We start from the raw sequence: 23,497 nt of genomic DNA, 5'->3' as shown, positions 1-23,497 counted from the left end.
AGGTCCTAACCCAGCGAACAAGCACTGAGGTTAACGATATGATAATCAATAAACTGTCTAAAGTAACGGGATTTTCGCCAAAGTTGCTCCTTGGCTATTTTGGTGTCCTTATCTTCATGATGGGGGAAGGTCTCGAACAAGGGTGGCTTTCACCTTTTATTATCAGCCGTGGAATGAGTATTGAACAATCTTCATTACTGTTCAGCGTATATGGCTTTTTTGCTGCGGTTGCGGCGTGGTTGTCTGGTGTTTTAGCGGAAATTTATACCGCTCGCCGAGTGATGATTTTCGGGTTTGTGATGTTTGTGATTGGCTCCGTCATTTTCTTATCAATTGGCCTGCCAAGTAACAGCTTATCCATCATGATCCCAACCTATGCATTACGCGGATTTGGTTACCCCATGTTTGCATACGGTTTCTTAGTTTGGGTGGCGTATGAAGCGCCCATTAAAAAATTGGGTTCCGCCGTGGGGATCTTCTGGTTCGTCTACAGTGGTGGGCTAGGTGTATTGGGGGTGATGTATTCTAGCTATGCCTTACCGGTTTTAGGTGAAATGGCAACGCTATGGAGTGGGCTGATTTTTGTCACCATCGGGGCGTTTATCGCGATTGCCCTTAACCGAAACCATGAAGGCGGCGAACAACCAAAACAAAAAGTGTCGCTTAACTATGTGTTTAAAGGGATCACGATTGCATTTGAAAACCCAAAAATTGGTTTAGGGGGAATAGTTAGAACCATAAACACATCAGCGGCTTACGGTTTTGTGATCTTCATGCCAATGTTTCTCGGTGACTTTGGCTTTTCCCGCACAGAATGGTTACATATCTATGCCGCACTTTGGACCGTGAATATTGCCTTTAACTTGATTTTTGGTGTCGTGAGTGACCGCATTGGTTGGCGCAATATTGTCATTTGGTTCGGGTGTGTCGGTTGTATGCTTTGTACCCTAATGTTCTATTACGTGCCGTATTACTTCGGCCATAACTATACCCTGATGATGATAGCGGCAGGGTTATTTGGCGCGTGCCTTGCAGGTTACGTACCGCTCTCTGCCATCATGCCATCACTCGCCCCGGAAAATAAAGGCGCTGCGATGTCCGTACTGAATCTAGGTGCGGGGCTCAGTACCTTCGTCGGCCCTGCACTGGTCGGGATCTTTATTAGCAGTGTTGGCGCGTTTGGTGTGATTTGGATTTTCTCAGGGCTTTATTTGCTCAGTGCGATATTGATGAGATTTATCACGGTACCGCAAGAGCTTCTTGATCAGTCAGCAAAAATGCAGCTAACACCAGAAAATAAGTAAAAGAGGGAATTATGAACAGAATCATTAATGAACCTGACCTAGTTGTTGAAGACGCTATCCAAGGCTATTTAAAAGCGCACCCTGAATATTTTGCGCAAACCGATAATGCCCGCGTTTTGAAATACCCAAAAGCGCCAATCCAAGGAAAAGTGGGGATTGTCACGGGGGGAGGGTCAGGTCATGAGCCCGCATTTTTAGGCTATGTGGGTGAAAACATGTTAGATGCGGTGGCAATTGGTGAAATATTCTCTTCACCTACCGCAGGGGCCTTTTTAGATGCGTTCAAAGCCGCAGATAGCGGTGCAGGTGTTGCTTGTTTGTACGGCAACTATGCTGGCGACAACATGAACGTGAAAATGGCGATGAAAAAAGCCGAAAAAGCGGGCATGAAGATTAAAACTGTCGTGGCAACTGACGATGTAGCCTCTGCGCCAGCGAGTGAGAAAGAAAAACGCCGCGGTGTTGCAGGTGAAATATTAATGTGGAAAGTTGGCTCGGCAGCAGCCAGTAAAGGCTACGACCTCGATGGTGTGATTAATGCGGCACAAAAAGCCATTAATAATTGCTACTCTATTGGTGTTGGTTTGACGTCTTGCACCATTCCTGCGGTGGGCCATCCAAATTTCCATATCGAGGATGGCATGATGGAGCTTGGTATTGGTCACCATGGCGAGCCAGGCATTGAAATTATGCCAATCCAATCAGCGGCGCAAATGGCGCAAACAATGTTAACGCCAATTCTAACTGATATGCAGTCAAAGCAAGGGGATGAGGTTGTCGTGCTAGTTTCTGGCTTGGGTGCGACCCCTGTGATGGAGCTGTACATCTATTATGCTGAAGTCGAAAAATTATTGAGTGAAAAAGGTGTTCGCATCGTGCGTAACTATGTGGGCAATTATTTTACCTCACTCGAAATGATGGGTGTCACGCTGACACTAATGAAAGTAGATGAAGAATTAAAGACATTGATGGATGTCCCTGCGTATTCATTAGGTTTAACACAGGTTAAGTAAAGGAGCCCATTATGCAAGTTATCTCGACGGAACGTGGCAATGAAATGACACTCGATTTAGTCCATATCATTGTGTCTAACCGTGAATACCTCAGTGAAATCGACGGTGCAATTGGGGATGGTGACCACGGCATTAATATGGCGAAAGGTTTTAACCTATGTGCCAAAGCGATTGAAGGCCGTGAGTTATCACTCAGTGAAGGCTTTGAAGAGATCTCCGATGCCCTAATGGAAGGTATCGGCGGTTCGATGGGGCCACTGTACGGCAGCTTCTTTACGGGGATGTCTGACAGTATTTCAGGGAAAAATGCGCTTTCACAGCACGATTTTCTGGCGATGCTACAAAACGGCTTATCGGAGTTGCAAGATATTAGTAGCGCGACGGTAGGTGATAAATGCTTAATGGACACTTTGATCCCTGCGATTAATGCTTTTGAATCTGCAACCAATGCAGGTAAAGATTTCAAGCAAGCGTTAGATGCAATGCAAGCTGCCGCGATCGCGGGGCGTGATTCAACCTTAGATTTAGTGGCAAAAATTGGCCGTGCGAGTCGCTTGGGTGAACGTTCCCGCGGGGTATTGGATGCGGGGGCAACGTCTTGCTGCTTATTACTCTGCCAACTTGCACAAAGTGTTGAAAAGCATGGCGCTGTCGCTAATGCATAACCGTTTATTTTAGTTTTTTAGTGGATATAGAGTCGAAAATATCACTTTATATCCACTGTCTTTGACAACTCGCTTATTAATTGCCACTAGAAACGCTATACTAAAACCTTATTATCCTTGTCGCGATTAACACTAATTGAGAGGAAATCACTACCTTATGGATAGATCACAAACATCTTCCGACATCGAGCTACTGACTGAAATTGCGATTTCGTATTATCGCGATGAAATTACGCAGGAAGAGATCGCCAATAAGTTTGGGATATCGCGAATTAAGGTTGGGCGCCTATTAAAGCGTGCAAAAGAAGAGGGGATTGTTGAAATTAACGTTCGCTATCACCCGATTTTTAGTACCCAACTCGAACAGCAATTACTTTCCCGTTTTCCGATTTCCCGTGCATTAATTGCTTTGGATCACCCTGATGAAGAGTCGCAGCGTAATCAAGTGGGTACGCTGGTTGCCAATTATTTATCAACCACACTACGAGACAATATGATTGTTACCGTTGGGCAAGGGCGCAATGTGGCCGTTGTTGCAGACAGTGGCGGAGCCGTGCCTGAAAAAGATTGCCGGTTTATTTGTGGTATTGGTGGTACGCATCGCCCTGGTGATTCGATAAATGCCGACCATATCAGCCGCCGCTTGGCGAAGAAATTTGGCGGAACCAGTGAAACATTATACGCTCCTGCATATGTAGAAAATAACGAACTTAAACAAGCTTTTATGAAGAATGGTACCATAAAAGAGACCCTCGACCGCGCTCGTAAAGCGGATATTGCCTTGATTGGTATTGGCGATATGAATGAGGACAGCTATATGGTCAAACTAGGCTGGTTTACGCCCCGTGAAATCGTGGATGCCAGCTTAAACCAAGGTGTTATTGGTGATATTGCAGGGTATGACTTTTTCAATGCGCAAGGGCAGCATGTGGATACCGTTATGAATGACCGAGTGATCGGCTTGAGCATCGATGAGCTGAGAAAAATTCCCTGTGTGATTGCAATTGCTTCTGAATCCTCCAAGGCAATGGCGATTATGGGCGCATTGCGCACCGGGGCGATTGATATTATTGCAACCAGTGCGAGTAATGTGCGGACTATTTTAAAAATGTCCCAATAGCTTGTCATTCCCGTCATATTTCAAACCGCAGCGTTGTTGTCTGCGGTCATTTACCTTAGTCACTCATCCCCGTCATATTTCAAACCGCAGCGTTGTTGTCTGCACTCAGTTACCTTAGTCACATACTTGTGTATGCTCCTAAGGATACCTTCGTTTGACGCCTAGTTGCAATTTGAACTATTTAGGGGATGGATCCTACATATTATTCAAACCCGCGGCGTTGCTGACTACGCTTATTCGCATTAATCACAGATGATGTATGCGCCTAACGGATTATTAATAGCATCTATTATAAAATAGGTTTACATCTCCTAATGAGTTGCCTTATTATTTTAGGGTGATTATATAGGGAGATGGCATTCCTCCTGCTGTTAAGAAACCGCCCTGTTGGGCTAATGATGCCTACGTTAACCTGTTCATTCGACGGGGTACGTAGGTTTATGTGCCCTGAATTTAGGGCATAAATGACCGATACTCGTCATACTTCAAGTTACTTCGCTTGTCACCTATATGTGACTCGAATTATCTAGAGTATAACAAGGAGACTTTCCTTTCATTTATCCCGCCTAACGTTTTATGGGAAGTTCCTATGTACGCCTCTTTATTTGCAATTGCGATTGGTTCTGTTCTCGGTGGCTGGCTTAGATGGTTTGTTAGCCTGAAAATGAATCATCTTTATCCAAATATTCCCCTTGGCACCGTTGCGGTTAACCTTATTGGTGGCTTTGTCATCGGCTTTGCCATTTCCTATTTTGCCAGTGCTAATATCAGTCCCGCGTATAAGTTATTTATTGTAACGGGCTTTTGTGGTGCTTTTACCACCTTTTCGACTTTTTCATTAGAAGTGTTAGTGCTTATCCAAGAAGGGAAATTGGGCTTTGCGATCAGCACTATCGCTATCCACGTGATTGGCGCATTGATCTTTACCTTACTCGGTATGCTCTGCCATAACTGGCTGGCTCAGGGGGAAGTTTGAGCAATAAAATATCCAAGCGACATTATTGCCGCTTGGGTATTGGGGTTAATTATTCGCTAATAATTGTTGCGCAGTTGCTTCATCAGTGACTAAACCCGTGACCCAACCGCCGTTAAGTACGGCTTGAATCGCCTGAGTTTTATGCGCACCCCCTGCAAATGCAATTACAGGGTGTTTAGGTGGGGAAAATAGCGGCACACTCGTGTGGGTTTCATCTAAGCTGGTGGCTAAGCGTTCACCGTTAGCTTTAATAAAGTGGCCTAGGAGCTCCCCTGCAACACCTTGTTCCAGCAGCATTTCTAGTTGTTCATCGGTGACAAACCCTTCTGAATTTAGTGGGCAATTTTTCCCCACTTCCCCAATCCCAATAAAGGTGATATCGGCATTTAAGCCTTTTTCAGTCACCTCTTTATAGACGCGATGCTGACACCACATGGCTTTGTCTTCAGGGCTGTCTGCATACAATGGCGCGGGGAGGATATAATGGCGACATTGCAGTTTTTCCGCAAAACGTAAGGGGATATCATAGCGTGTCGCTGAGCTATCACGGGCAATTGCGCCAATTAATGAGACACACTGGTGTTGCGGCATCTCAAGGTAAGGCAGTGCATCAATAATACTGCGTAATGTTCTCCCTGAACCGATACCGATAACTTGGGGTTTATCCTGCTCAATTAATTGTTCCATTAACTCAGCACCTGCAACGGCGATCATATCCAACGTGGCATCGGTATCAAGTTGCCCTGAAGGCACAACATAACAATGGGTTAGATGATATTTTTGTTGTATCTCATTAGCGAGTCGTAAGCACTCAGTGACCGGGTGGGTGATTTGCACATGCACCATACCTTGCTCTTTAGCTAAAGAGATCAATCGTTGAGCGACTTGGCGTGATAGCCCTAACTCCTGCGCAATTTCTTGTTGTGTTTTACCTGCCACAAAATACAGCCATGCGGCTCTCGCGGCTTGTTCCATTTTTTTTAATTCTTTCTGCATGGACGGTCTCCTGCCTTTTTCCATTATTGTAATTCTGGGCAATTGCTTATTAAAAGGGCAAAAGTCATTACTGTGACCATTATCGCAGTAATTATTGTTAGATTGAAACTAAAATATAACAAACGGGCATATGCCCATAAAAATGGCAAATATTTATTTTAAGTTAAGGAGTCACAATGCTAAAGCAGAAATCTGTATGGATGCACATTGGTGCCGGGTCATTCCATCGTGCTCATCAAGCTTGGTATTTACACCGCTTAATTGCACAGGGCGATGACAGCTGGTCTATTGCGCTAGGTAATATTCGCAATGATGCGAATGCATTGCTTGATAACTTAGCGAAACAAAATGGCGAATATACCCTTGAAACCGTTTCGCCTGAAGGCGAGCGCCACTACGAAAAAATTACCTCTGTGCGCAAAATTCTGCACTGGGATGAAAATTTAAGCCAACTCGTTGAACAAGGCCGTGATAAAGCGACTCGTGTAATCGCTTTCACGGTAACCGAAGCTGGCTATTATTTAACTCCACAACATGAGTTAGATGCCCAGCAACCCGACATCAAAGCCGATTTATCAGGGAAAATGACCACAATCTACGGGGCATTGACTGAGATCCTGCGTGCGCGACTTGCCGCTCATGGTGAGCCAGTCACCTTATTAAACTGTGATAATTTGCGCCATAATGGCGAACGCTTTCGCCATGGTTTCTTATCGTTTTTACAACTAAAAGGTGAAGATGCGCTATACCAATGGGTGAAAGACCACACTCGTTCACCAAATACCATGGTGGATAGAATAACGCCTCGCCCAACCCCTGATGTAGCGGAACGCGTGAAGCAGCACACGGGATGGGACGATAAAGCACCAGTAATGGGCGAAGCTTTCATTCAGTGGGTGATTGAAGATGATTTCATTAATGGGCGCCCTGCATTGGAAAATGTGGATGTAGAAATGGTGGAGTCGGTACTACCGTGGGAAGAAGCCAAAATTCGTATCCTGAATGCAAGCCACAGTTGCATTGCTTGGGCGGGGACATTAATCGGCTTGAATTTTATCGACGACAGCACGCGTGAATTACCCATCAAGCAAATGGCATGGAATTACGTGACGCAAGATGTGATCCCATCGTTATCACCGAGCCCGCTGGATTTAGAACAGTATCGTGATGTGGTACTCGACCGTTTTAGCAATCCTTACATTAAAGATACAAATCAACGTGTTGCCGCTGATGGTTTATCGAAAATCCCAGGGTTTATTACACCAACTTTGCAAGAATGTTACCAGCGTAATCAAGTGCCAGCAGCAACGGCGGTATTGCCCGCGCTCTTTTTTGTTTATCTGCAACGCTGGGCGAAAGGTGAATTGCCTTATGAATATCAAGATGGTGTGTTAGATGGCGAGTATTATCAAAAAATGATGAATTCTGCGGATGCATTAACACAATTTGTCTCAAGCGAGATGTTATTTGGCTCTCTTGCACACTCAACTGAATTCCATGAACTCATGAACAAGACAGTTGCGAGTATCGAAACTTGGCTGAAATCACCGCAGCAATCGCTGTAAGGAGAAAGGCAATGTACCTTGGAATTGACCTTGGCACCTCTGAGCTCAAGGCTGTTTTGATTAACAGTCAAGGGGAAATTGTAGCTTCAAGCCATATGGCATTGACAGTACAACGGCCGCATCCTCAGTGGGCGGAGCAATCCCCAGATAGCTGGTGGGAAGCAACAAATGCAGTGGTAGCAACCTTAAAGCAAAAAGCACCAGAAGCGTGGGCGGCAGTCAAAGGGATTGGTCTATCAGGGCAAATGCACGGCGCTGTTTTATTGGATAAGCAAAATAAGGTGCTGCGTGATTGCATTCTGTGGAATGACACGCGCAGCGCCAGTGAATGCGAATGGCTGATGGAGCAGCACCCAGAATTTCTGATTGTTGGCGCGAACTTGGTCATGCCCGGATTCACCGCACCGAAACTTTTGTGGGTCGCGCGACATGAACCACAGATTTTCAGTGAAATTGGCAAAGTGTTGCTACCGAAGGATTACTTGCGTTGGAAGATGACGGGGCAGTTTGTCAGTGAAATGTCTGATGCGTCTGGCACGTTGTGGCTTGATGTCGCTAAACGTGATTGGTCGGATGAATTATTAGCGGCCACAAATTTAACTCGCGAACAGATGCCATCTTTGGTGGAGGGCGCTGAAAAAAGCGCTGTGTTGCGTGCTGACTTAGCCTCACATTGGGGGCTGAGTGCAGACGTGATTATTGCAGGTGGCGGTGGTGATAACGCGGCTTCTGCGGTAGGTGTCGGGGCCGTTAATGAAGGAGATGCCTTGATTTCCCTTGGCACTTCAGGGGTGATTTTTGTGGTGAATAACCAGCTACAAGCCGACCCTCAACATGGTGTTCACGCCTTTGCCCATGCCTTACCAAACCGCTGGCACCAAATGAGCGTGATGCTAAGCGCCGCAAACTGTTTGCGTTGGGTTTGCCAGTTATTGTCAACGACAGAAAACCAACTGATGGACGAGGTAGGCCAATTAACGGATGAGCAGAAAAAACGCGCGCCGATATTTTTACCTTATCTTTCAGGGGAAAGAACACCACACAATGACCCTTATGCCACAGGTTCCTTTTTTGCGCTGCGCAATGAAACAACCCGGGCGGAGCTGGGTTACGCAGTGATTGAAGGTGTTACTTTTGCCTTAGCGGATGGTATGGATGTGCTACAGCAAACAGGCACTAAAATGCCACGTTGTAGCCTCACCGGGGGCGGTGCTCGCAGCCCAATTTGGGCACAATTAATTGCAGATGTGATTAATGTGCCTATCGTCACACACCCAGCAAGTTCTTCAGGGGCATTAGGTGCAGCACGCCTTGCATGGCTTGCTGATGGGGGGGAAGTGGATAAGGTGTGTCAAAAACCAGACATTCTTAATACCTATTTGCCACAAGCTACTAACCAACAGGTTCTCAATCAACGGCTTGATGTATTCCGTTTATTGTACCAGCAACAAAAACAAGCAAGAGAGCTTATGCCGTAATCGGCCGAAAAGGCGGTATTCCCTACCTACCGCCTTTATCGTTTTTCTTCGCAATTGATTAAAATAACAACATAAAATGAGGAAACTGCAATGGAACAACAGCAGTATTGGCTTGGTCTACCTAAGCATTTGTTCTGGGGTTTTATCGCTATCGCTATTTTCATGAGCGGTGATGGCTTTGAAATGGCTTTTTTATCGAAACATATTACTGACTTAGGTTTTACACCGACACAATCCGCGATGGTATTCACCGTTTATGGCTTGATGGCTGCGGTGGCCGCTTGGGCGTCGGGTGTGGTTGCTGAAATCATCACGCCTTTAAAAGCCATGATGATCGGTTTTGTTTTATGGATTGTCATGCATGCATTATTTATGGCTTTCGGATTAGGCATGAAAAGCTACAGTATGATGTTGCTATTTTATGGTATTCGTGGGCTGGCTTATCCGCTGTTTATTTATTCCTTTATGATGATGTTGGTGCAGGTGATCCCTCGTGCTCACCTTGCGGCGGCAACAGGCTGGTTTTGGGCGATGTATTCAGTGGGAATTGGTGTCATCGGCAGCTATTTACCCAGTTTCTCAATCCCGATGATGGGGGAAACAGGTACACTTTGGATGGCAATCGGCTGGGTCGCAATCGGCGGTATCATTGCTTACTTTAGCTTGCGTAACATTCCTGTTGATCGCTCAAAAGTCGATTTGCCAATGAAAGATAAAATGGCGGAGCTATCCCGGGCGGCGACAATTCTGTTTACCAATAAAGATATTTTTATGGCGAGTCTGATCCGCATTATCAATACCATTTCGTTATTTGGTTTTGCGATCATTATGCCATTACTATTTGTTGATCGCTTAGGTTTTACTATTTCTGAGTGGTTGCAAATCTGGGCCGTATTCTTCTTTGTGACGATTTTTACCAATATTTTTTGGGGTATTGTTGGGGAACATATTGGCTGGATCCGCCAAGTCAGGTGGTTTGGTTGTTTAGGAATGGCCGTGTCTAGCTTGCTGTTTTACTACTTACCCGTTTATTTTGGCCACAATTTTGCGATTGCCCTGATCCCTGCCATTTTACTGGGTATTTTTGTCGCAGCCTTTGTGCCTATGACGGCGGTGTTCCCAAGTATTGAACCACACCATAAAGGTGCCGCAGTTTCGATTTACAACTTATCAGCGGGCTTAAGTAACTTTGCTGCCCCAGCGATTGCCAGCTTGGTATTGCCTTTCTTCGATATTGTCGGGGTGGTGTGGGCATACACTGGGTTATATATCTTTGCAGGAATTCTGACATTCTTTATAAACGTTCCTCAGCCTGGCTTTGAGAATAACCGCAAAATTAAACCAACTAAGGTGATTGCCCAGCAGCAAACCAATAACTAAACCTAATTTGTATCAAACCCATAAATAAATCGTGATTTATGGGTTTTTTATTTTACTGTCAATAATTCTATACAAAGATAAAGGGCTATCTGCCTTTATTCATCCGATTTGTAGGTAAATCAGTCAATAATAAAATTAAGTATAATATTTTATTTAAATATAAATATTAGCCATATTTGTCACATATTTTTACCATAACTCGCGTGAATTATTGGAATTTGTTTTCTCAGCAATAGAATATAATTTCGAAGGTTGAAAATTAATCAAAAGTGAATTTAATTATCAATTAAGTTTATCATGACATTATCTGTCGTTAAGTTGGCCTATTAATAAACGAATGCAGATGTTTAAGTACTTTCCAATGTAATAATTCACTACCCAATAAATTTGCTGACTGTATTCCTGCCTGATTTAATCCTGTTCAGTTATCTATACATCTGTATTTTCAATGTTATGATGAATTTTGTTGCAATTTCGTATGTTTGCAGCGAAATGCTCTTTATATTGATGAATTATCATCCATAAATAAGCTGTAAATTAGTGAATAACTGATATTAACGGCTTCTAATACTAAAAAAATAAACAAATAAAAAGATATACGCGGGGAAAAAGTTATGTCGCAGATGTTAGCTCTGTTTTTGATAGTCGGAATATTATATATCGGGGATGCGATAGCGGTACGAACTAAGGCATGGATCCCATCTGTCTTCGTGTGTGCGGTATTATTTCTACTAGGGTATTGGACAATCTTCCCGAAAGATATCGTCAGTATTGCCGGTATTCCGCAGGTTGTTGCTGTTACCTTAATGTATTTATTAATTACCAATATGGGCACCTTGTTGTCCTTGAAAGAATTATTGCGTCAATGGAAAACCATTCTTATTTCATTGGCGGGTATTTTAGGCATTATTCTGCTTACCTTTATTATCGGTATTACATTGTTTGATATGAATACCGTATTAGTTGCGGTGCCTCCATTAGTGGGCGGGATTGTGTCTTCTTTAATTATGTCAAAAGGTGCTGCGGAAGCGGGACTGGTGGATCTCTCTGTTTTTGCAATATTAATCTATGTTATGCAAGGGTTTGCGGGTTACCCGCTGACGGCAGTGATGCTGAAAAAAGAAGGGCGCCGCGTACTGGAAAAATACCGCAGTGGGCAGTGGGAAGAAACGCTTTCTGTTGAGGGTGCCAAAGAGGTAGAAGTGAAAACTGTGGTATCGGAAGACGAAATGCCGCGTATGTTTAGAAAAATCCCTAGCCACTATAACACGAGTTATTTCAAATTTTTACGTTTGGCCGCGGTAGGGTATTTGGCCTACTTGGCCTCATCTTATGCGGCACCTTACGTGAATATCAGCCCATTCGTTCTGTGTTTATTATTTGGGGTTATTGCATCTTCATTAGGTTTCTTGGAAAGACAACCATTGCAAAAAGCCAATGGGTTTGGTTTTGCTATCATGGCATTGATGTTATTTATCTTTGATACCTTAAACCATGCAACACCAGATATGTTATTGCGCCTTGTTTATCCAATGGTGGTGTTAATAAGTGCAGCCGTTATTGGAATGTACCTCGCGTCATGGATCGTTGGTAAAATGTTAGGTGTCACTAAAGAGATGGCTTTTGCAGTGGCATTAACCGCACTGTATGGCTTCCCCGCGGATTACATCATTACTAACGAAGCGATTAATGCACTAACAAAAGACGAAAAAGAGCGTCAAATTTTAACTAGCCATATGTTAGGGCCAATGTTAGTCGGTGGTTTCATTTCCGTCACCATGGTGTCCGTTGTCTTAGCGGGTATTATGGTCGCTTACATTGTTCCAGTTGCAGGGTAAATAATTATGGAAACAAGTACATCTCGAATTCAACGCCATTTAGAACAGTTGGCAGAATACACCGCGACGCCAGGCCAAGGTACAACCCGCATGAGCTATAGCGAGCAAGATAAACAGGCACGCCAATATTTAAAACAGCAAATGGTGGAGCTTGGTTTGCAGGTTCGTGAAGATGCAATTGGTAATATTTACGGTCGCTTAGAAGGGCAGCAAGCGGATTTGCCCGCCGTGATTATTGGATCGCATTTTGACTCAGTGCCCCATGGCGGGGCTTTTGATGGCCCTGCGGGGATAGTGACAGGGCTTGATGTAGTTGCACGTATTCGTGAGCAAAACTTAACGCCTAAATACCCACTTGAAGTGATTGCTTTAGTAGAAGAAGAAGGCACCAGCTTTGGCCGAGGTTTGATGGCATCCAGTGTGATAACGGGTTTAATCGGTACGAAAGAACTCTATCAACTGAAAGATAGGCAAGGTGTTAGCGCCGCAGAACGTATGGCAGCCGCAGGTTTTAATGCAGATAAGGCAGCTGACGCGGTATTAGACCCGAAAAACGTTAAAGCATTCCTTGAGCTACATATCGAACAAGGACCCGTGTTGGAGCAGGCTGGCGAAGATGTGGGCATTGTTGAAACTATCGTAGGTATTAGCCAGTTAGAAGTTAAACTGACAGGCAAAGCGGGCCACGCAGGCACAACCCCGATGAACATGCGTGCGGATGCATTAGTGTGCGCTAGCCTAATTATTAGCCAAATCCCCGCGCTGGCAAAAGCCGCAGGGGACAATACGGTTGCAACGGTTGGGCGGCTCAATGTTCTGCCAAATGGTGCGAATGTTATCCCAAGCGAAGTCATATTTAGCGTTGATATTCGTTCGAAAAATGATGTTGCTCTGCGCAAAGTGATTGAGCAAATCATTGAACTAACAGAAAAAACCAGTGAGTCATCAGGCATTGGTAGCGATATTATTCAGCCGCTTTATGTGCAGCCCACTGAATTGAATAATGAAATCATTAGAATAATGCAACAGCATGCAAGTGGGCAAAATTTAAAATTTAGAACCATGGTGAGTGGTGCAGGGCATGACACGATGATTTTTGCGGGGATCACCCAGACTGGGTTGATTTTTGTACCTAGCCGCAATGGTCTAAGCCATCACCCTGATGAATGGACTGATTACGAACAGATTGCACGTGGCGTTGACGTGATGTTTGCCACTGTGAAGTCACTCATTGAATGTTAATAATCAAGAAAAACAACAAAGCACAGTATTGAAAAGGGTAAAGGTAGAAAAATGATCAGTTCAATTATTACAGCTGCAATCAAAAAACATACACCAGAGATGATTGCTTTTCGTCGTGATCTACACGCTCACCCTGAATTGCCATTTGAAGAAGTGCGCACAACACAACGCATTGCAGAAGAGTTAGACAAAATCGGCATTGAATATCGCCTGACTGAACCGACGGGGCTAATTGCTGAAATTAAGGGTGGAAAACCGGGCAGAACCGTTGCATTACGTGCGGATATTGATGCGTTACCTGTACTCGAACTCAATGATTCACTCGAATATAAGTCAACTATCGAAGGTAAAATGCATGCCTGCGGGCATGATGCGCATACGGCGATGTTATTAACCGCAGCGAAAGCATTGGTTGAGGTTAAAGATGAACTTACGGGTAATGTCCGTTTGATTTTCCAACCAGCGGAAGAGATTGCACAAGGCGCGCTGGCGATGATCAAGCAAGGTGCTATTGAAAACGTCGATAACGTGTTTGGTATGCACATTTGGACAACAACGCCTTCAGGTAAAGTGTCTTGTAATGTGGGTGGCAGTTTTGCTTCCGCGGATTTATTAAAAGTCACGTTCAAAGGTCGTGGTGGTCATGGTTCAATGCCAGAAGCCACCATTGATGCGGCGGTTGTTGCGTCAGCGTTTGTGATGAATTTACAAGCCATTGTTTCCCGCGAAACATCTTCACTAGATTCTGCGGTTGTGACGATTGGTAAAATGGACGTCGGCACGCGTTTTAACGTGATTGCAGAAAATGCAGTATTAGACGGCACAGTGCGCTGTTTTGATATTGCGATTCGCGATCGCATTGAAGCCGCAATCCGTCGTTACGCAGAACATACCGCTGCAATCTATGGTGCTACCGCACAGGTCGACTATACCTATGGAACGTTGCCTGTTATCAATGAAGAGCGCAGTGCATTATTAGCGCAATCCATTATTTCTGAAGCGTTTGGTGAGCAATCATTGATCACCGAAAGGCCTACACCGGGCGGGGAAGATTTCAGTTTCTATATTGAAAATATTCCGGGTTGTTTCGCGTTGTTAGGCACTGGAAATGCAGAAAAAGACACCCAATGGGCACATCATCACGGCTGTTTTAATATTGATGAAGATACCATGATCACAGGGGCTGAGTTGCATGCACAATATGCGTGGGCGTATTTGCAACAAAATAAATTTTAAAATTTTTAAGATATTCTTCAGCTTAAAATACTTTTAAATTAAATTATATCAGTGTATTTTTTGTATGAAGGAGTAGGTTTAAAAATAAAAAAAAAGGTAATTGGCAGAAATCATTGTCATTTACCTTTTTTATTCGTAGTTGTTATTAATTAAACTTAATTATATAAAAGGACTTTTAATGAAAATGGAACCAATCAATATAGATAGCGAATTTGATAAATTCATCAATATTATACGTGAAACGAAAAATAGTTTTTATGCAGAAAAAAAAGTTTATTTTTTTGAAAGACTAGCACAATTAGAAGCTATCAAAACTGAGTTTGATGCTATTGATTTATCTGATGAAAGTAATTATTTTGACTATGAAGTTAAATCACACCGACCTGTATATGAATATTTAGAAGTGATAAGTAGTTATGATAGCGAAAAAGAAAAGATGTTATCGATAATAAAACAGATGGATGAGAAACTAGCGAGTTACGCTAATCACATGGATGATACAAAAAAGATTTCTAGTATAGTCGAGCAACTTGATATAATTAAGAAAGATTTTTTATTGAATAGTAAATCAAATTTAACAGGTAAGGAAAGGCTCGGTAACTATTTAATGGAATTTGAGCAAGTTAGCGATGTAAATATGACTATTCCTACAGAGCATGATCATTTAATCGAATCGATGATTTCATTCCAATCAGGTAATATTTTTGAGTATATTGATATAAATTGCACTACAAAAATAACAACAAAAAGTATATCAACCAATAATGTTATTTATACAAATGAATATCGCTGTTAAACCGATTAAACAGACAAATTAGGTCTATTGATATTTTGGAGAGTAATAAACCCTATGGATATAGAGTTTATTATAGCTATTGGTTAACACGCAAACTTGCTAAGCAAAATTCTTTGACTCACTACCTCATGAGAAAGGCTTATTTTTCGTAAACATGTTAATAATTTGGTGAATAAAAATAGCATCTCTTAAGCGCAGTTGTTGCTCAAAGCGTTGATCTTGATTGAGTTTTGTATTATGGGAATGTTGCATAAGCATTTCATTCACAGTGTGAATGGAATTTTCATCAAGTAGTAAAGGCACTTTTTAAACGATCATTCGTCATTATGCAGAACCTACTGCGGCAATGTATGGTGCTACAGCATAGGTCGACGATACCTATGGAACGTTACCCGTAATTAAGACTAAGTATTTAGGACAATCTTCAGTCCAAAAAATTTCTCATTTTTATTTTTGACGTAAATGATTTATTACTCGATGACAATATTGAAATATATATAAAGGAATAGATTAAAATGGAAACAAGAACGGATATCTTATCAGATAAAGAAATAGAGAGCATTAGAGTAAATATAAATTCTAAAATTTATAAATATATCTGGGCTTTTCCTGACCGCGATGTAATGAGAATTATTGATTTTTCATTGAAGGATTACTCAGCGGAAAATAAAGAGGCAATATTAAAAGGTGTTTTTTATTATCATAGTAAAACAAAAGAAAGAGATATTTTAGAATACATATCTGATGATTTTTATAAAAAACATGTTGATGAAATTGAATACCAAGCTCAACATTTTGACTATGATAATATCGATTCATATTATGATGCGACATCTAAAGGTAAGTTACCACTTTACCAATTGTTAGAAGAACAACAATTCCATAAAACATTAAATATTGGGTTAAAAACCGCCCAGTCTAAATATGAAAAACAGTTGCAGCTTGTTTTGAATGAGTATAAAACAACGATTGATAATATTTCTGTACAGCGCAAAGAAGAGATTAGCTTTGTTCATGAAAAGTATACAAGAAACAGGGATTCTATTAATAAAAAATATGAAATTGAATTAAATCCAATTTATGAAAAGTATGGAAAAGAATATGGGTCAATTTCAAAACAGAGTGATGAAATTTTAAATTCTTTTTTTGAGCGACGTAAAAATGAGATTGAGTCTATTTCTTTCCGGCGGGACAATGAACTGAATTCTATTTCTGGGCAGTATGGTGAAAAAGAATTTATTCTTAATTTGCAGCACGATGAAAAGCATAATGTTGCTGTTGAAAAAATGGAAAAAGCGTTAAATTCTCTTTTTGAACAGCATGAATTAGCATTAAAATCGATTCATGAACAGAGTAAAAAAGGATGTGACTCATTCGTTAAGCCAAGGGAAAGAGCGCTTGATCCCGTCACCATGCTTGAAGAAAACCAAACAAAACTAGAGTCAGGCTCTCAGTCTGAAAATAAAGTGCAATTTGAAGAAACTGACCAATTTTTTGATTCCATACTCGAACATATTAATGGATTTAGGCAAAAAGAAACTACGTCGGGTATGATATACAGTGGAACTTGGACGAATAAGACTTGCGTGTTTAAAGGTGGCGTAAAAACATGTACAGAAAAATCAGGCCAATTTTAGCCGTGACTATGTAAGTGTTTTATAATTTGTTCACATCCTATTTTATATAGGATGTGATCTTTTATGAGTTATGATGCTCAAAAATAGCGTCTCTTAATCGCTGCTGTTGCTCAAAGCGTTGTTCTTGGTTGAGCTCTGTATCATGGGAAAGCTGCATAAGCATTTCATTCATATTGCGAACGGAATTTTCATCAAGCAACAAATCCACTTTTTGAACGATTCCATCATAGTGGGACATAGTCACAACTCCAATGTGTTTATATTGATGTAATCATAACGCAAAATATCATTAAGTGGTTATGCCTTTAGTTCTGTTTATCGATAATCATCACGGCCATGGTGTCGGGTTCTAATGCGCGCATAATGTGCGGTTCATCACCGGGGTAATGAATATAATCCCCAACTGCTAACTCAACAGGGTTATCTAATGGACCCACTAAGGCTCTACCCGCAGTAATAATAATGTGCTCACTAACACCGTGCATATGGGGCTTGGAAATACGATCACGCCCCGGTTGTGCAATGACAGTGTAGATATCCCGACGTGAATCATCGGGTGCAGAAGATAATAAAAAGGCTAAATAATTGGCGTGTTCAGCGCTGACTGGAACGGATTCACCGTGGCGGATCACAGTTACAGCCTCTTGTTTTTCTTCAATTAAGCGCGCAAAAGGGATGTCTAACGCAACACAAAGCGCCCACAGTGTTTCAATACTCGGGTTTCCGCTACCCGACTCTAGTTGGGAGAGGGTGGACTTAGCAATGCCAGCCTTGCGTGATAATTCAGAGAGTGATAACCCACTTTTTTGCCGTTCGCGAGCAAGTGCTTTTGAGATAAGGTCAATAGGGGGCGCGGGTAAATTCAATTTTCATATCCTATATAGATTGCACTTTACAGTAATGATCATCATAATGAACAAATGTATTATATATCGAACGGTTTAGGAATGCTAACGTCTACATTAAATTCCACGCTTAATAATAGCACAGTGAAAAATATCGCTCTGGTGTGCCTTGCTGACTTAATTGTGGGGATCTCTTACGGTGCGCTCGCGCATTCTCAGGGTTTTGATTTCTGGGTGCCTTTGACACTATCAATTTTAGTCCTTGCAGGGGCATCTGAGTTTCTCTTTATCGGCGTGATCTTTACGGGGGGAAGCCCTATTTCTGCTGCGTTAGCGGGTTTACTGGTGAATTCACGCCACATTCCATTTAGTTTTGCCGTGGGCGATTTGACAGGTAAAGGCACAAAAGCGCTTTTGGGCTACCACATTATGAATGATGAAAGTGTGGTTTTTGGCCTTGCACAAGAAACAGAAAAAGAGAAGCGGGCGGCTTTTTGGCTGTGTGGCATTGGTATTTTACTGTGTTGGCCACTTGGTGTGATTATTGGTGAAGTACTGGGCAGTTTTGTGAATGATACCCACGTATTTGGTATGGATGCCATGTTCCCTGCGATTATTTTGGCACTTTCATTACCTGCTTTAAAAGATAAGCGTTTGAGAATAACCGCTATTATTGGCGCTGTAATCGCGGTTGCAACAACGCCTTATTTACCTGCGGGGATCCCCGTTTTATTGGCACTATTAAGCTTAGTTATTTATATAAGGAAATAATCATGATGGAGAACCCGTGGTTAATTTTCAGCGGTATCATGATATTAGCTGTTGGAACATACCTTATGAGAGCATCAGGCGCGTTGTTGAAAGGGCGAGTGGTGTTATCTGAAAATAGCAAAGCCCTGTTTTCCGCTGCTGCAATTGTGATTTTATTTTCGGTTGCAGTGACCTCTACGCTATTTTCTGGGGAGTCATTTTCAGATTGGCCGAAGGTCGTTGGCGTCTTGGTGGCAGGAATACTGACATGGTATAGAAAACCGTTTATTTTAATTGTGTTATCCGCTGCTGCCATCACTGCGCTGTTACGGTTAATCTAATAAAAAATTGCCCCTATTGGTTGATAGGGGCAAACAAGTTACACGGTGAGGTCTTTAATGGTTTCTGAAGGGCCATTTTTCTGCACTGAGGCGATGCCTTTTAGTGCGGATTGTTTAGAAGCATACATCTCACTTGTGGCAATAATTTCATGATTAGCCGCTTTTAATACAAAGTAATAAGGCTGAGCCACATCTTTCGTGGATTTTTTCAATTCATAATAGCCCATGATAAGCTCCTGCGTTTAAATGGAAAACTAAATATCTAAATAAGGAAATAAGCAGAAAAAATGTTCTACTTAAAATAAGATTAGCTGCTGTTAGGTATAATTACTAGTGAGGGAAGGGCATTTAGGAGAAACTACAAAAAAAGCCCCTGATGAACAGAGGCAATCGTAGGATATATAGAACTCTTTATTGTCCTTTTAGAATATCGGTGTCTTACTGATTAAGCTATTTGGTTATGCTTATCAATAAAAAAGGTTTACCGATATCATTAACAAGGTTAATCAATATGACCCACTATTGCGCTGCGGGTGCGTTAACAGGTTTTGGCATTGGCACGCTATTCATATTAGGAAATTCAGGGACTTCTATCACAGTGACTTTCACAACATAGCGTTTGCCGTCTTCAATTTTAGGCGCATTGTTGGCCAGTTTTTTCACTGTTTCATTTGGTGTTGTAGTCTGTTCAGCTACGCTATACATCATATTATGGTGATTGCCCATATGTTGGCGTTGCATATGGTTGTTGCCACCATTACCAATATTGGCTGCGGTTGCTGCAAAACCCACTGACATTAACGCTAAAGCCAATAAACCTGCATTTAATTTTTTCATTTCAATTTCCTCTGTATGGTTAATGAAGCCATCATTCACGAATTTTTTTTGCCGCTCAATCGCTTTTACCTCCCTTGACTGAAGCTTCATAATTACTGCACTTTTTGTTCATGCTTAATTCATAATCTAGGGAAAACAGTGAGTTAGTAGACTCAAGTTTACATTTTTATTCCAGTTGTGCTAATACGAATTTCAAATGTGGAGACCAAGAGCGCAATAGACTAGGATGGTAAGTTAGCTTCAATATCACCACAATCCTAACAAAGTGAGCGTGTATGTTAGATAAAAAAATCCCTCTTTCTTTGCTCGATCTTGCACCGATCACCCAAGGGTCAACGGCAAAAGAGGCTTTTTCCCATTCTCTTGACCTTGTTAAATTAGCTGAAAAGCTGGGCTATCACCGTTATTGGCTTGCTGAGCACCATAATATGACAGGGATCGCTAGCGCAGCGACATCGGTACTCATTGGGTATTTGGCGGCAAATACAGAGTCACTGCGATTAGGTTCTGGTGGCGTGATGCTACCGAACCATTCACCATTAGTGATTGCAGAGCAGTTCGGTACGCTCAATACCCTTTATCCCGATCGTATTGACTTAGGGATAGGGCGAGCGCCGGGGAGTAACCAGCAAACTATGCAGGCACTACGCCGCCATATGAACACAGATATCGATAACTTCCCGCAAGATATCGCTCAAATAGTTAACTGGTTTGATGCGACTAACACTGATCCCGCGGTTCGCCCAGTGCCAGGATTCGGTGAAAAAATTCCTGTATGGTTACTAGGCTCCAGTCTTTATAGCGCGACCCTTGCCGCAAAATTAGGTTTACCGTTTGCGTTTGCTTCCCATTTTGCACCAGATTTATTATTGCAAGCGCTAGAGGTTTATCGCAGCAACTTCCAGCCATCGGAAAGACTTGCTAAGCCTTATGCAATGGTGTGTATTAATATCATTGCGGCAGATACGCAGCGTGAAGCTGAGTTTTTGTTTACTTCGATGCAACAAGCCTTTGTGATGTTGCGCCGCGGACAGACTTCTCAATTACCACCGCCAGTTGAAAGCATGGCCAATATTTGGTCCCCAGCTGAGGAATACGGCGTCCAACAAGCACTTGGTATGTCGTTAGTGGGGGATAAATCGAAAGTCCGTCATGGGCTAGAAACCGTTTTGCGCCAAACACAAGCCGATGAAATTATGGTGAATGGGCAAATCTTCGATCACCAATCGCGCTTATATTCATTTGAACTGGCGATGCAAGTTATGAATGAATTAAGCTAAGCCATTTGAAAGGACGTCATTTTGCAGGGAAGCAAGCGTTTGATTTAATCAATAAGAAAAGAGATAACCCAGAAAAACTCTGGGTCATTGACGGATTAACACGCGATTTGCGGGTGGTGTGGTTCTAGCGGTGGTAACCCATGAGCTGCACGTGCTCGGTCGCACGCCTCATTATAGATACCATCTTGCCAAGATTGCTCAAACTCACGACAAGGCGTTGGTCTTTGTGCGTAAATGGAGCAAGACACACATTCCCCTATTGTACCTTGCAGCGCACTACAGCGCGCATTTTGCTTTTGATTGGTGCCATGCATGCAGCTCATAAAAGGGGTGATTTGCTCGGTTAAATGTTGTGGTACAACGCCGCCGCCACTTTCTGCCTCAGCCCAATAGAAAGAGACACGAAAATAGGCGCAACAAGCACCGCAGCTTACACAAGGGTTATCTGAAGGATCGGTTTTAAGAATATGAATATTTGACATAACAAAACCAGATATTGATGTTGATAATATCCCCGTAGAATACGGGTTGACGCAACACAAGCAGGAAGCTCAAGAAAACGTTGCTCAAATTTTATTATCTTATGTAAATCCAGTGAATTGCAATAGCTTGTAGCAGAAAAAACTAGTTATTATGTGTATTTTTGATTTAAATAAAATCAAACGGCAATTTTTAGTCATAAAAAAACCTGCCATTTAGGCAGGTTTCGAGTTTGTAAAAGCTTAAGTGATTAAACGTGTTTTAACTCAGTATCATCATCTTGATTAAACACAGCTTTATCTGTTTCACCCATCAGTTGGCTCGTCACTGTACCTGCTGTCATTGAACCGCTGACGTTCAGGGCGGTACGGCCCATATCAATTAATGGCTCGACTGAAATCAACAGAGCAACTAAGGTTACTGGTAATCCCATCGCTGGCAGAACAATTAACGCCGCAAATGTTGCACCACCACCGACGCCAGCAACACCCGCTGAACTGACAGTAACAATACCGACTAATGTTGCAATCCACAGTGGGTCAAACGGGTTGATTCCCATCGTTGGTGCAACCATGACAGCCAACATGGCTGGGTAAATACCCGCACAACCATTCTGACCGATTGTCGCGCCAAATGAGGCAGAGAAGCTGGCAATAGATTCAGGAACACCAAAACGACGTGTTTGCGTTTCAATATTCAGCGGAATACTTGCTGCACTTGAACGGCTAGTGAAGGCGAATGTCAGTACTGGTCCCGCTTTCTTAAAGAATTTAATTGGGTTTAAGCCCGTTGTTGCAATAAAAATCCCGTGAACAACAAACATGATACCCAGAGCCACGTAAGAGGCAATGACGAATGTACCTAAGTTAATGATATCGTGAAGATTTGAGCTCGCAACTACTTTGATCATCAGCGCCATTACACCATAAGGGGTTAAACGCATGACTAAGCGAACTAATTTCATCGCCCAAGCTTGCATAACATCAATCGCGGCTAAGGCTTTTTCACCACGCTCTTTATCATCTTTAAACAATTGTAGTGCAGCTACCCCTAAGAAGGCTGCAAAAATAACCACACTGATGATTGATGTTGGGCTTGCACCTGTCAAATCTGCAAATGGGTTTTTAGGAATAAACGACAGGATTAACTGTGGCACGGTTAAGTCAGAAACTTTACCAATATAATTAGTTTCGATAGCACTTAAGCGAGCGGTTTCTGATTGGCCTTGTACTAAGCCCTCAGCGGTTAAGCCAAATAGGTTTGCAATTAAAATACCCACTAAGGCGGCGATCGCCGTCGTTAACAGCAATGTGCCAATCGTTAAAAAACTAATTTTGCCCAGTGAAGAGGCTTTATGCAGTCTTGCAACCGCGCTCAGAATAGACGCGAACACTAATGGCATAATGACCATTTGTAATAGCTGCACATAACCATTACCAACAATATTAAACCAAAGAATGGAGTCTTTTACTGTCTGGTGGCCGCTACCGTAAACAAGGTGCAGCACGACACCATAAGCGACACCAAAGACCAAACCGACTAAGACTTTTTTAGACAGGCTCCAGCCTTTTGCGCCCAGTTTTGCTAACAGTATCAACAGTGCTACAAAAACAAGCACATTAATAATTAGAGGAATATTCATTCCGAACTCCAAATCGTTTTTTATAAGGTATGTGACCTAGCCCTTTAACCCTTAATGGTTATAAGGATTTCGTTGC

24 protein-coding genes and 1 riboswitch are annotated in these 23,497 nt (G+C 42.4%); of the genes, 16 read left to right on the top strand and 8 right to left on the bottom strand.

The annotated features are described in order from the left end of the window. The first annotated feature begins 38 nt into the window (after positions 1–38). From ABWP91_RS05060 to crcB, 5 genes are all read left to right on the top strand, one after another. The gene (locus ABWP91_RS05060) at positions 39–1,304 is read left to right on the top strand and encodes an MFS transporter (RefSeq protein ID WP_353242331.1); all 1,266 of its coding nucleotides are present in this window, start codon (positions 39–41) and stop codon (positions 1,302–1,304) included. Positions 1,305–1,315: 11 nt separating this feature from the next. Continuing rightward, complete coding sequence (locus ABWP91_RS05055; protein ID WP_353242330.1) at positions 1,316–2,317, top strand: dihydroxyacetone kinase subunit DhaK; 1,002 nt, start codon at positions 1,316–1,318, stop codon at positions 2,315–2,317. An 11-nt stretch (positions 2,318–2,328) separates the two neighbouring features. Further along, positions 2,329–2,982 (top strand): dihydroxyacetone kinase subunit DhaL, encoded by a 654-nt coding sequence (gene dhaL / locus ABWP91_RS05050; RefSeq protein WP_353242329.1) that lies wholly within the window; start codon positions 2,329–2,331, stop codon positions 2,980–2,982. Positions 2,983–3,139: 157 nt separating this feature from the next. Next, positions 3,140–4,102: a sugar-binding transcriptional regulator gene (locus ABWP91_RS05045; protein WP_353242328.1), complete on the top strand. Its 963-nt coding sequence runs from the start codon at positions 3,140–3,142 to the stop codon at positions 4,100–4,102. Positions 4,103–4,442: 340 nt separating this feature from the next. Next, positions 4,443–4,514: riboswitch (Fluoride riboswitch) on the top strand. Between the two features lie 177 nt (positions 4,515–4,691). Continuing rightward, positions 4,692–5,078, top strand: coding sequence for a fluoride efflux transporter CrcB (gene crcB, locus ABWP91_RS05040; protein ID WP_353242327.1), 387 nt, complete (start codon positions 4,692–4,694; stop codon positions 5,076–5,078). Positions 5,079–5,123: 45 nt separating this feature from the next. Here the strand turns inward: crcB and ABWP91_RS05035 are convergent, their stop codons facing one another. Beyond that, positions 5,124–6,074, bottom strand: a complete 951-nt coding sequence (locus tag ABWP91_RS05035; protein WP_353242326.1) for a sugar-binding transcriptional regulator — start codon at positions 6,072–6,074, stop codon at positions 5,124–5,126. Between the two features lie 176 nt (positions 6,075–6,250). On the opposite strand from ABWP91_RS05035, the gene dalD reads away from it, so the two are divergent. The 7 genes from dalD (at position 6,251) to ABWP91_RS05000 (ending at position 15,609) form a co-directional block, all read left to right on the top strand. Further along, positions 6,251–7,639, top strand: coding sequence for a D-arabinitol 4-dehydrogenase (gene dalD / locus ABWP91_RS05030; protein WP_353242325.1), 1,389 nt, complete (start codon positions 6,251–6,253; stop codon positions 7,637–7,639). 11 nt (positions 7,640–7,650) lie between these two features. Then, positions 7,651–9,117 carry a xylulokinase gene (xylB, locus tag ABWP91_RS05025; protein ID WP_353242324.1) on the top strand — a complete coding sequence of 489 codons (1,467 nt, stop codon included), beginning with the start codon at positions 7,651–7,653 and terminating at the stop codon, positions 9,115–9,117. 90 nt (positions 9,118–9,207) lie between these two features. Then, the gene (locus ABWP91_RS05020) at positions 9,208–10,497 is read left to right on the top strand and encodes an MFS transporter (protein ID WP_273827751.1); all 1,290 of its coding nucleotides are present in this window, start codon (positions 9,208–9,210) and stop codon (positions 10,495–10,497) included. A 614-nt stretch (positions 10,498–11,111) separates the two neighbouring features. Continuing rightward, complete coding sequence (locus ABWP91_RS05015) at positions 11,112–12,335, top strand: hypothetical protein (RefSeq protein WP_353242323.1); 1,224 nt, start codon at positions 11,112–11,114, stop codon at positions 12,333–12,335. A gap of 6 nt (positions 12,336–12,341) precedes the next feature. Further along, positions 12,342–13,577 carry a Zn-dependent hydrolase gene (locus ABWP91_RS05010; protein ID WP_353242322.1) on the top strand — a complete coding sequence of 412 codons (1,236 nt, stop codon included), beginning with the start codon at positions 12,342–12,344 and terminating at the stop codon, positions 13,575–13,577. A 51-nt stretch (positions 13,578–13,628) separates the two neighbouring features. Then, positions 13,629–14,813, top strand: coding sequence for an amidohydrolase (locus ABWP91_RS05005; protein WP_353242321.1), 1,185 nt, complete (start codon positions 13,629–13,631; stop codon positions 14,811–14,813). Positions 14,814–14,991: 178 nt separating this feature from the next. Then, positions 14,992–15,609 carry a hypothetical protein gene (locus tag ABWP91_RS05000; RefSeq protein WP_353242320.1) on the top strand — a complete coding sequence of 206 codons (618 nt, stop codon included), beginning with the start codon at positions 14,992–14,994 and terminating at the stop codon, positions 15,607–15,609. A gap of 126 nt (positions 15,610–15,735) precedes the next feature. Here ABWP91_RS05000 and ABWP91_RS04995 read toward each other — a convergent pair whose 3' ends face one another. Beyond that, complete coding sequence (locus tag ABWP91_RS04995; protein WP_353242319.1) at positions 15,736–15,912, bottom strand: DUF2526 family protein; 177 nt, start codon at positions 15,910–15,912, stop codon at positions 15,736–15,738. Between the two features lie 212 nt (positions 15,913–16,124). On the opposite strand from ABWP91_RS04995, the gene ABWP91_RS04990 reads away from it, so the two are divergent. Next, positions 16,125–17,246, top strand: coding sequence for a hypothetical protein (locus tag ABWP91_RS04990; protein WP_353242318.1), 1,122 nt, complete (start codon positions 16,125–16,127; stop codon positions 17,244–17,246). A gap of 61 nt (positions 17,247–17,307) precedes the next feature. On the opposite strand, the gene ABWP91_RS04985 is transcribed toward ABWP91_RS04990, so the two are convergent. Both ABWP91_RS04985 and ABWP91_RS04980 read right to left on the bottom strand, forming a co-directional pair. After that, positions 17,308–17,484 (bottom strand): DUF2526 family protein, encoded by a 177-nt coding sequence (locus ABWP91_RS04985; RefSeq protein ID WP_353242317.1) that lies wholly within the window; start codon positions 17,482–17,484, stop codon positions 17,308–17,310. 67 nt (positions 17,485–17,551) lie between these two features. After that, positions 17,552–18,112 (bottom strand): helix-turn-helix domain-containing protein, encoded by a 561-nt coding sequence (locus ABWP91_RS04980; RefSeq protein WP_353242316.1) that lies wholly within the window; start codon positions 18,110–18,112, stop codon positions 17,552–17,554. Between the two features lie 81 nt (positions 18,113–18,193). Here ABWP91_RS04980 and ABWP91_RS04975 point away from each other — a divergent pair, with 81 nt between their 5' ends. Both ABWP91_RS04975 and ABWP91_RS04970 read left to right on the top strand, forming a co-directional pair. Continuing rightward, positions 18,194–18,862 (top strand): AzlC family ABC transporter permease, encoded by a 669-nt coding sequence (locus tag ABWP91_RS04975; RefSeq protein WP_273840016.1) that lies wholly within the window; start codon positions 18,194–18,196, stop codon positions 18,860–18,862. A gap of 2 nt (positions 18,863–18,864) precedes the next feature. Further along, entirely contained in the window at positions 18,865–19,182 is a 318-nt protein-coding gene (locus ABWP91_RS04970) for an AzlD domain-containing protein (RefSeq protein ID WP_353242315.1), read from the top strand. Between the two features lie 38 nt (positions 19,183–19,220). Here ABWP91_RS04970 and ABWP91_RS04965 read toward each other — a convergent pair whose 3' ends face one another. Together ABWP91_RS04965 and ABWP91_RS04960 are read right to left on the bottom strand one after the other, a co-directional pair. Beyond that, entirely contained in the window at positions 19,221–19,409 is a 189-nt protein-coding gene (locus tag ABWP91_RS04965) for a YegP family protein (protein ID WP_275076944.1), read from the bottom strand. 292 nt (positions 19,410–19,701) lie between these two features. Further along, positions 19,702–20,019, bottom strand: coding sequence for a hypothetical protein (locus ABWP91_RS04960; protein WP_353242314.1), 318 nt, complete (start codon positions 20,017–20,019; stop codon positions 19,702–19,704). A gap of 275 nt (positions 20,020–20,294) precedes the next feature. On the opposite strand from ABWP91_RS04960, the gene ABWP91_RS04955 reads away from it, so the two are divergent. Continuing rightward, on the top strand, positions 20,295–21,299 hold the full coding sequence (locus ABWP91_RS04955; RefSeq protein WP_353242313.1) for a luciferase-like monooxygenase: 1,005 nt from the start codon (positions 20,295–20,297) through the stop codon (positions 21,297–21,299). A gap of 95 nt (positions 21,300–21,394) precedes the next feature. Here the strand turns inward: ABWP91_RS04955 and ABWP91_RS04950 are convergent, their stop codons facing one another. After that, a complete protein-coding gene (locus tag ABWP91_RS04950) occupies positions 21,395–21,781 on the bottom strand; it encodes a YkgJ family cysteine cluster protein (protein ID WP_353242312.1) in 387 nt (128 codons plus the stop codon). Positions 21,782–22,029: 248 nt separating this feature from the next. Beyond that, complete coding sequence (locus ABWP91_RS04945) at positions 22,030–23,421, bottom strand: L-cystine transporter (RefSeq protein WP_353242311.1); 1,392 nt, start codon at positions 23,419–23,421, stop codon at positions 22,030–22,032. Positions 23,422–23,497 lie beyond the last annotated feature (76 nt).

Source organism: Providencia sp. (genome assembly GCF_040396775.1).
Classification (GTDB): domain Bacteria; phylum Pseudomonadota; class Gammaproteobacteria; order Enterobacterales; family Enterobacteriaceae; genus Providencia.
This window is presented reverse-complemented; position numbering and strand designations above follow the sequence as displayed.

Coding starts and splice junctions, on each gene's coding strand:
- ABWP91_RS05060 (WP_353242331.1), top strand. CDS start 39: ATGATAATCAATAAACTGTCTAAAGTAACGGGATTTTCGCCAAAGTTG.
- ABWP91_RS05055 (WP_353242330.1), top strand. CDS start 1,316: ATGAACAGAATCATTAATGAACCTGACCTAGTTGTTGAAGACGCTATC.
- dhaL (WP_353242329.1), top strand. CDS start 2,329: ATGCAAGTTATCTCGACGGAACGTGGCAATGAAATGACACTCGATTTA.
- ABWP91_RS05045 (WP_353242328.1), top strand. CDS start 3,140: ATGGATAGATCACAAACATCTTCCGACATCGAGCTACTGACTGAAATT.
- crcB (WP_353242327.1), top strand. CDS start 4,692: ATGTACGCCTCTTTATTTGCAATTGCGATTGGTTCTGTTCTCGGTGGC.
- ABWP91_RS05035 (WP_353242326.1), bottom strand. CDS start 6,074: ATGCAGAAAGAATTAAAAAAAATGGAACAAGCCGCGAGAGCCGCATGG.
- dalD (WP_353242325.1), top strand. CDS start 6,251: ATGCTAAAGCAGAAATCTGTATGGATGCACATTGGTGCCGGGTCATTC.
- xylB (WP_353242324.1), top strand. CDS start 7,651: ATGTACCTTGGAATTGACCTTGGCACCTCTGAGCTCAAGGCTGTTTTG.
- ABWP91_RS05020 (WP_273827751.1), top strand. CDS start 9,208: ATGGAACAACAGCAGTATTGGCTTGGTCTACCTAAGCATTTGTTCTGG.
- ABWP91_RS05015 (WP_353242323.1), top strand. CDS start 11,112: ATGTCGCAGATGTTAGCTCTGTTTTTGATAGTCGGAATATTATATATC.
- ABWP91_RS05010 (WP_353242322.1), top strand. CDS start 12,342: ATGGAAACAAGTACATCTCGAATTCAACGCCATTTAGAACAGTTGGCA.
- ABWP91_RS05005 (WP_353242321.1), top strand. CDS start 13,629: ATGATCAGTTCAATTATTACAGCTGCAATCAAAAAACATACACCAGAG.
- ABWP91_RS05000 (WP_353242320.1), top strand. CDS start 14,992: ATGAAAATGGAACCAATCAATATAGATAGCGAATTTGATAAATTCATC.
- ABWP91_RS04990 (WP_353242318.1), top strand. CDS start 16,125: ATGGAAACAAGAACGGATATCTTATCAGATAAAGAAATAGAGAGCATT.
- ABWP91_RS04985 (WP_353242317.1), bottom strand. CDS start 17,484: ATGTCCCACTATGATGGAATCGTTCAAAAAGTGGATTTGTTGCTTGAT.
- ABWP91_RS04975 (WP_273840016.1), top strand. CDS start 18,194: ATGCTAACGTCTACATTAAATTCCACGCTTAATAATAGCACAGTGAAA.
- ABWP91_RS04970 (WP_353242315.1), top strand. CDS start 18,865: ATGATGGAGAACCCGTGGTTAATTTTCAGCGGTATCATGATATTAGCT.
- ABWP91_RS04965 (WP_275076944.1), bottom strand. CDS start 19,409: ATGGGCTATTATGAATTGAAAAAATCCACGAAAGATGTGGCTCAGCCT.
- ABWP91_RS04960 (WP_353242314.1), bottom strand. CDS start 20,019: ATGAAAAAATTAAATGCAGGTTTATTGGCTTTAGCGTTAATGTCAGTG.
- ABWP91_RS04955 (WP_353242313.1), top strand. CDS start 20,295: ATGTTAGATAAAAAAATCCCTCTTTCTTTGCTCGATCTTGCACCGATC.
- ABWP91_RS04950 (WP_353242312.1), bottom strand. CDS start 21,781: ATGTCAAATATTCATATTCTTAAAACCGATCCTTCAGATAACCCTTGT.
- ABWP91_RS04945 (WP_353242311.1), bottom strand. CDS start 23,421: ATGAATATTCCTCTAATTATTAATGTGCTTGTTTTTGTAGCACTGTTG.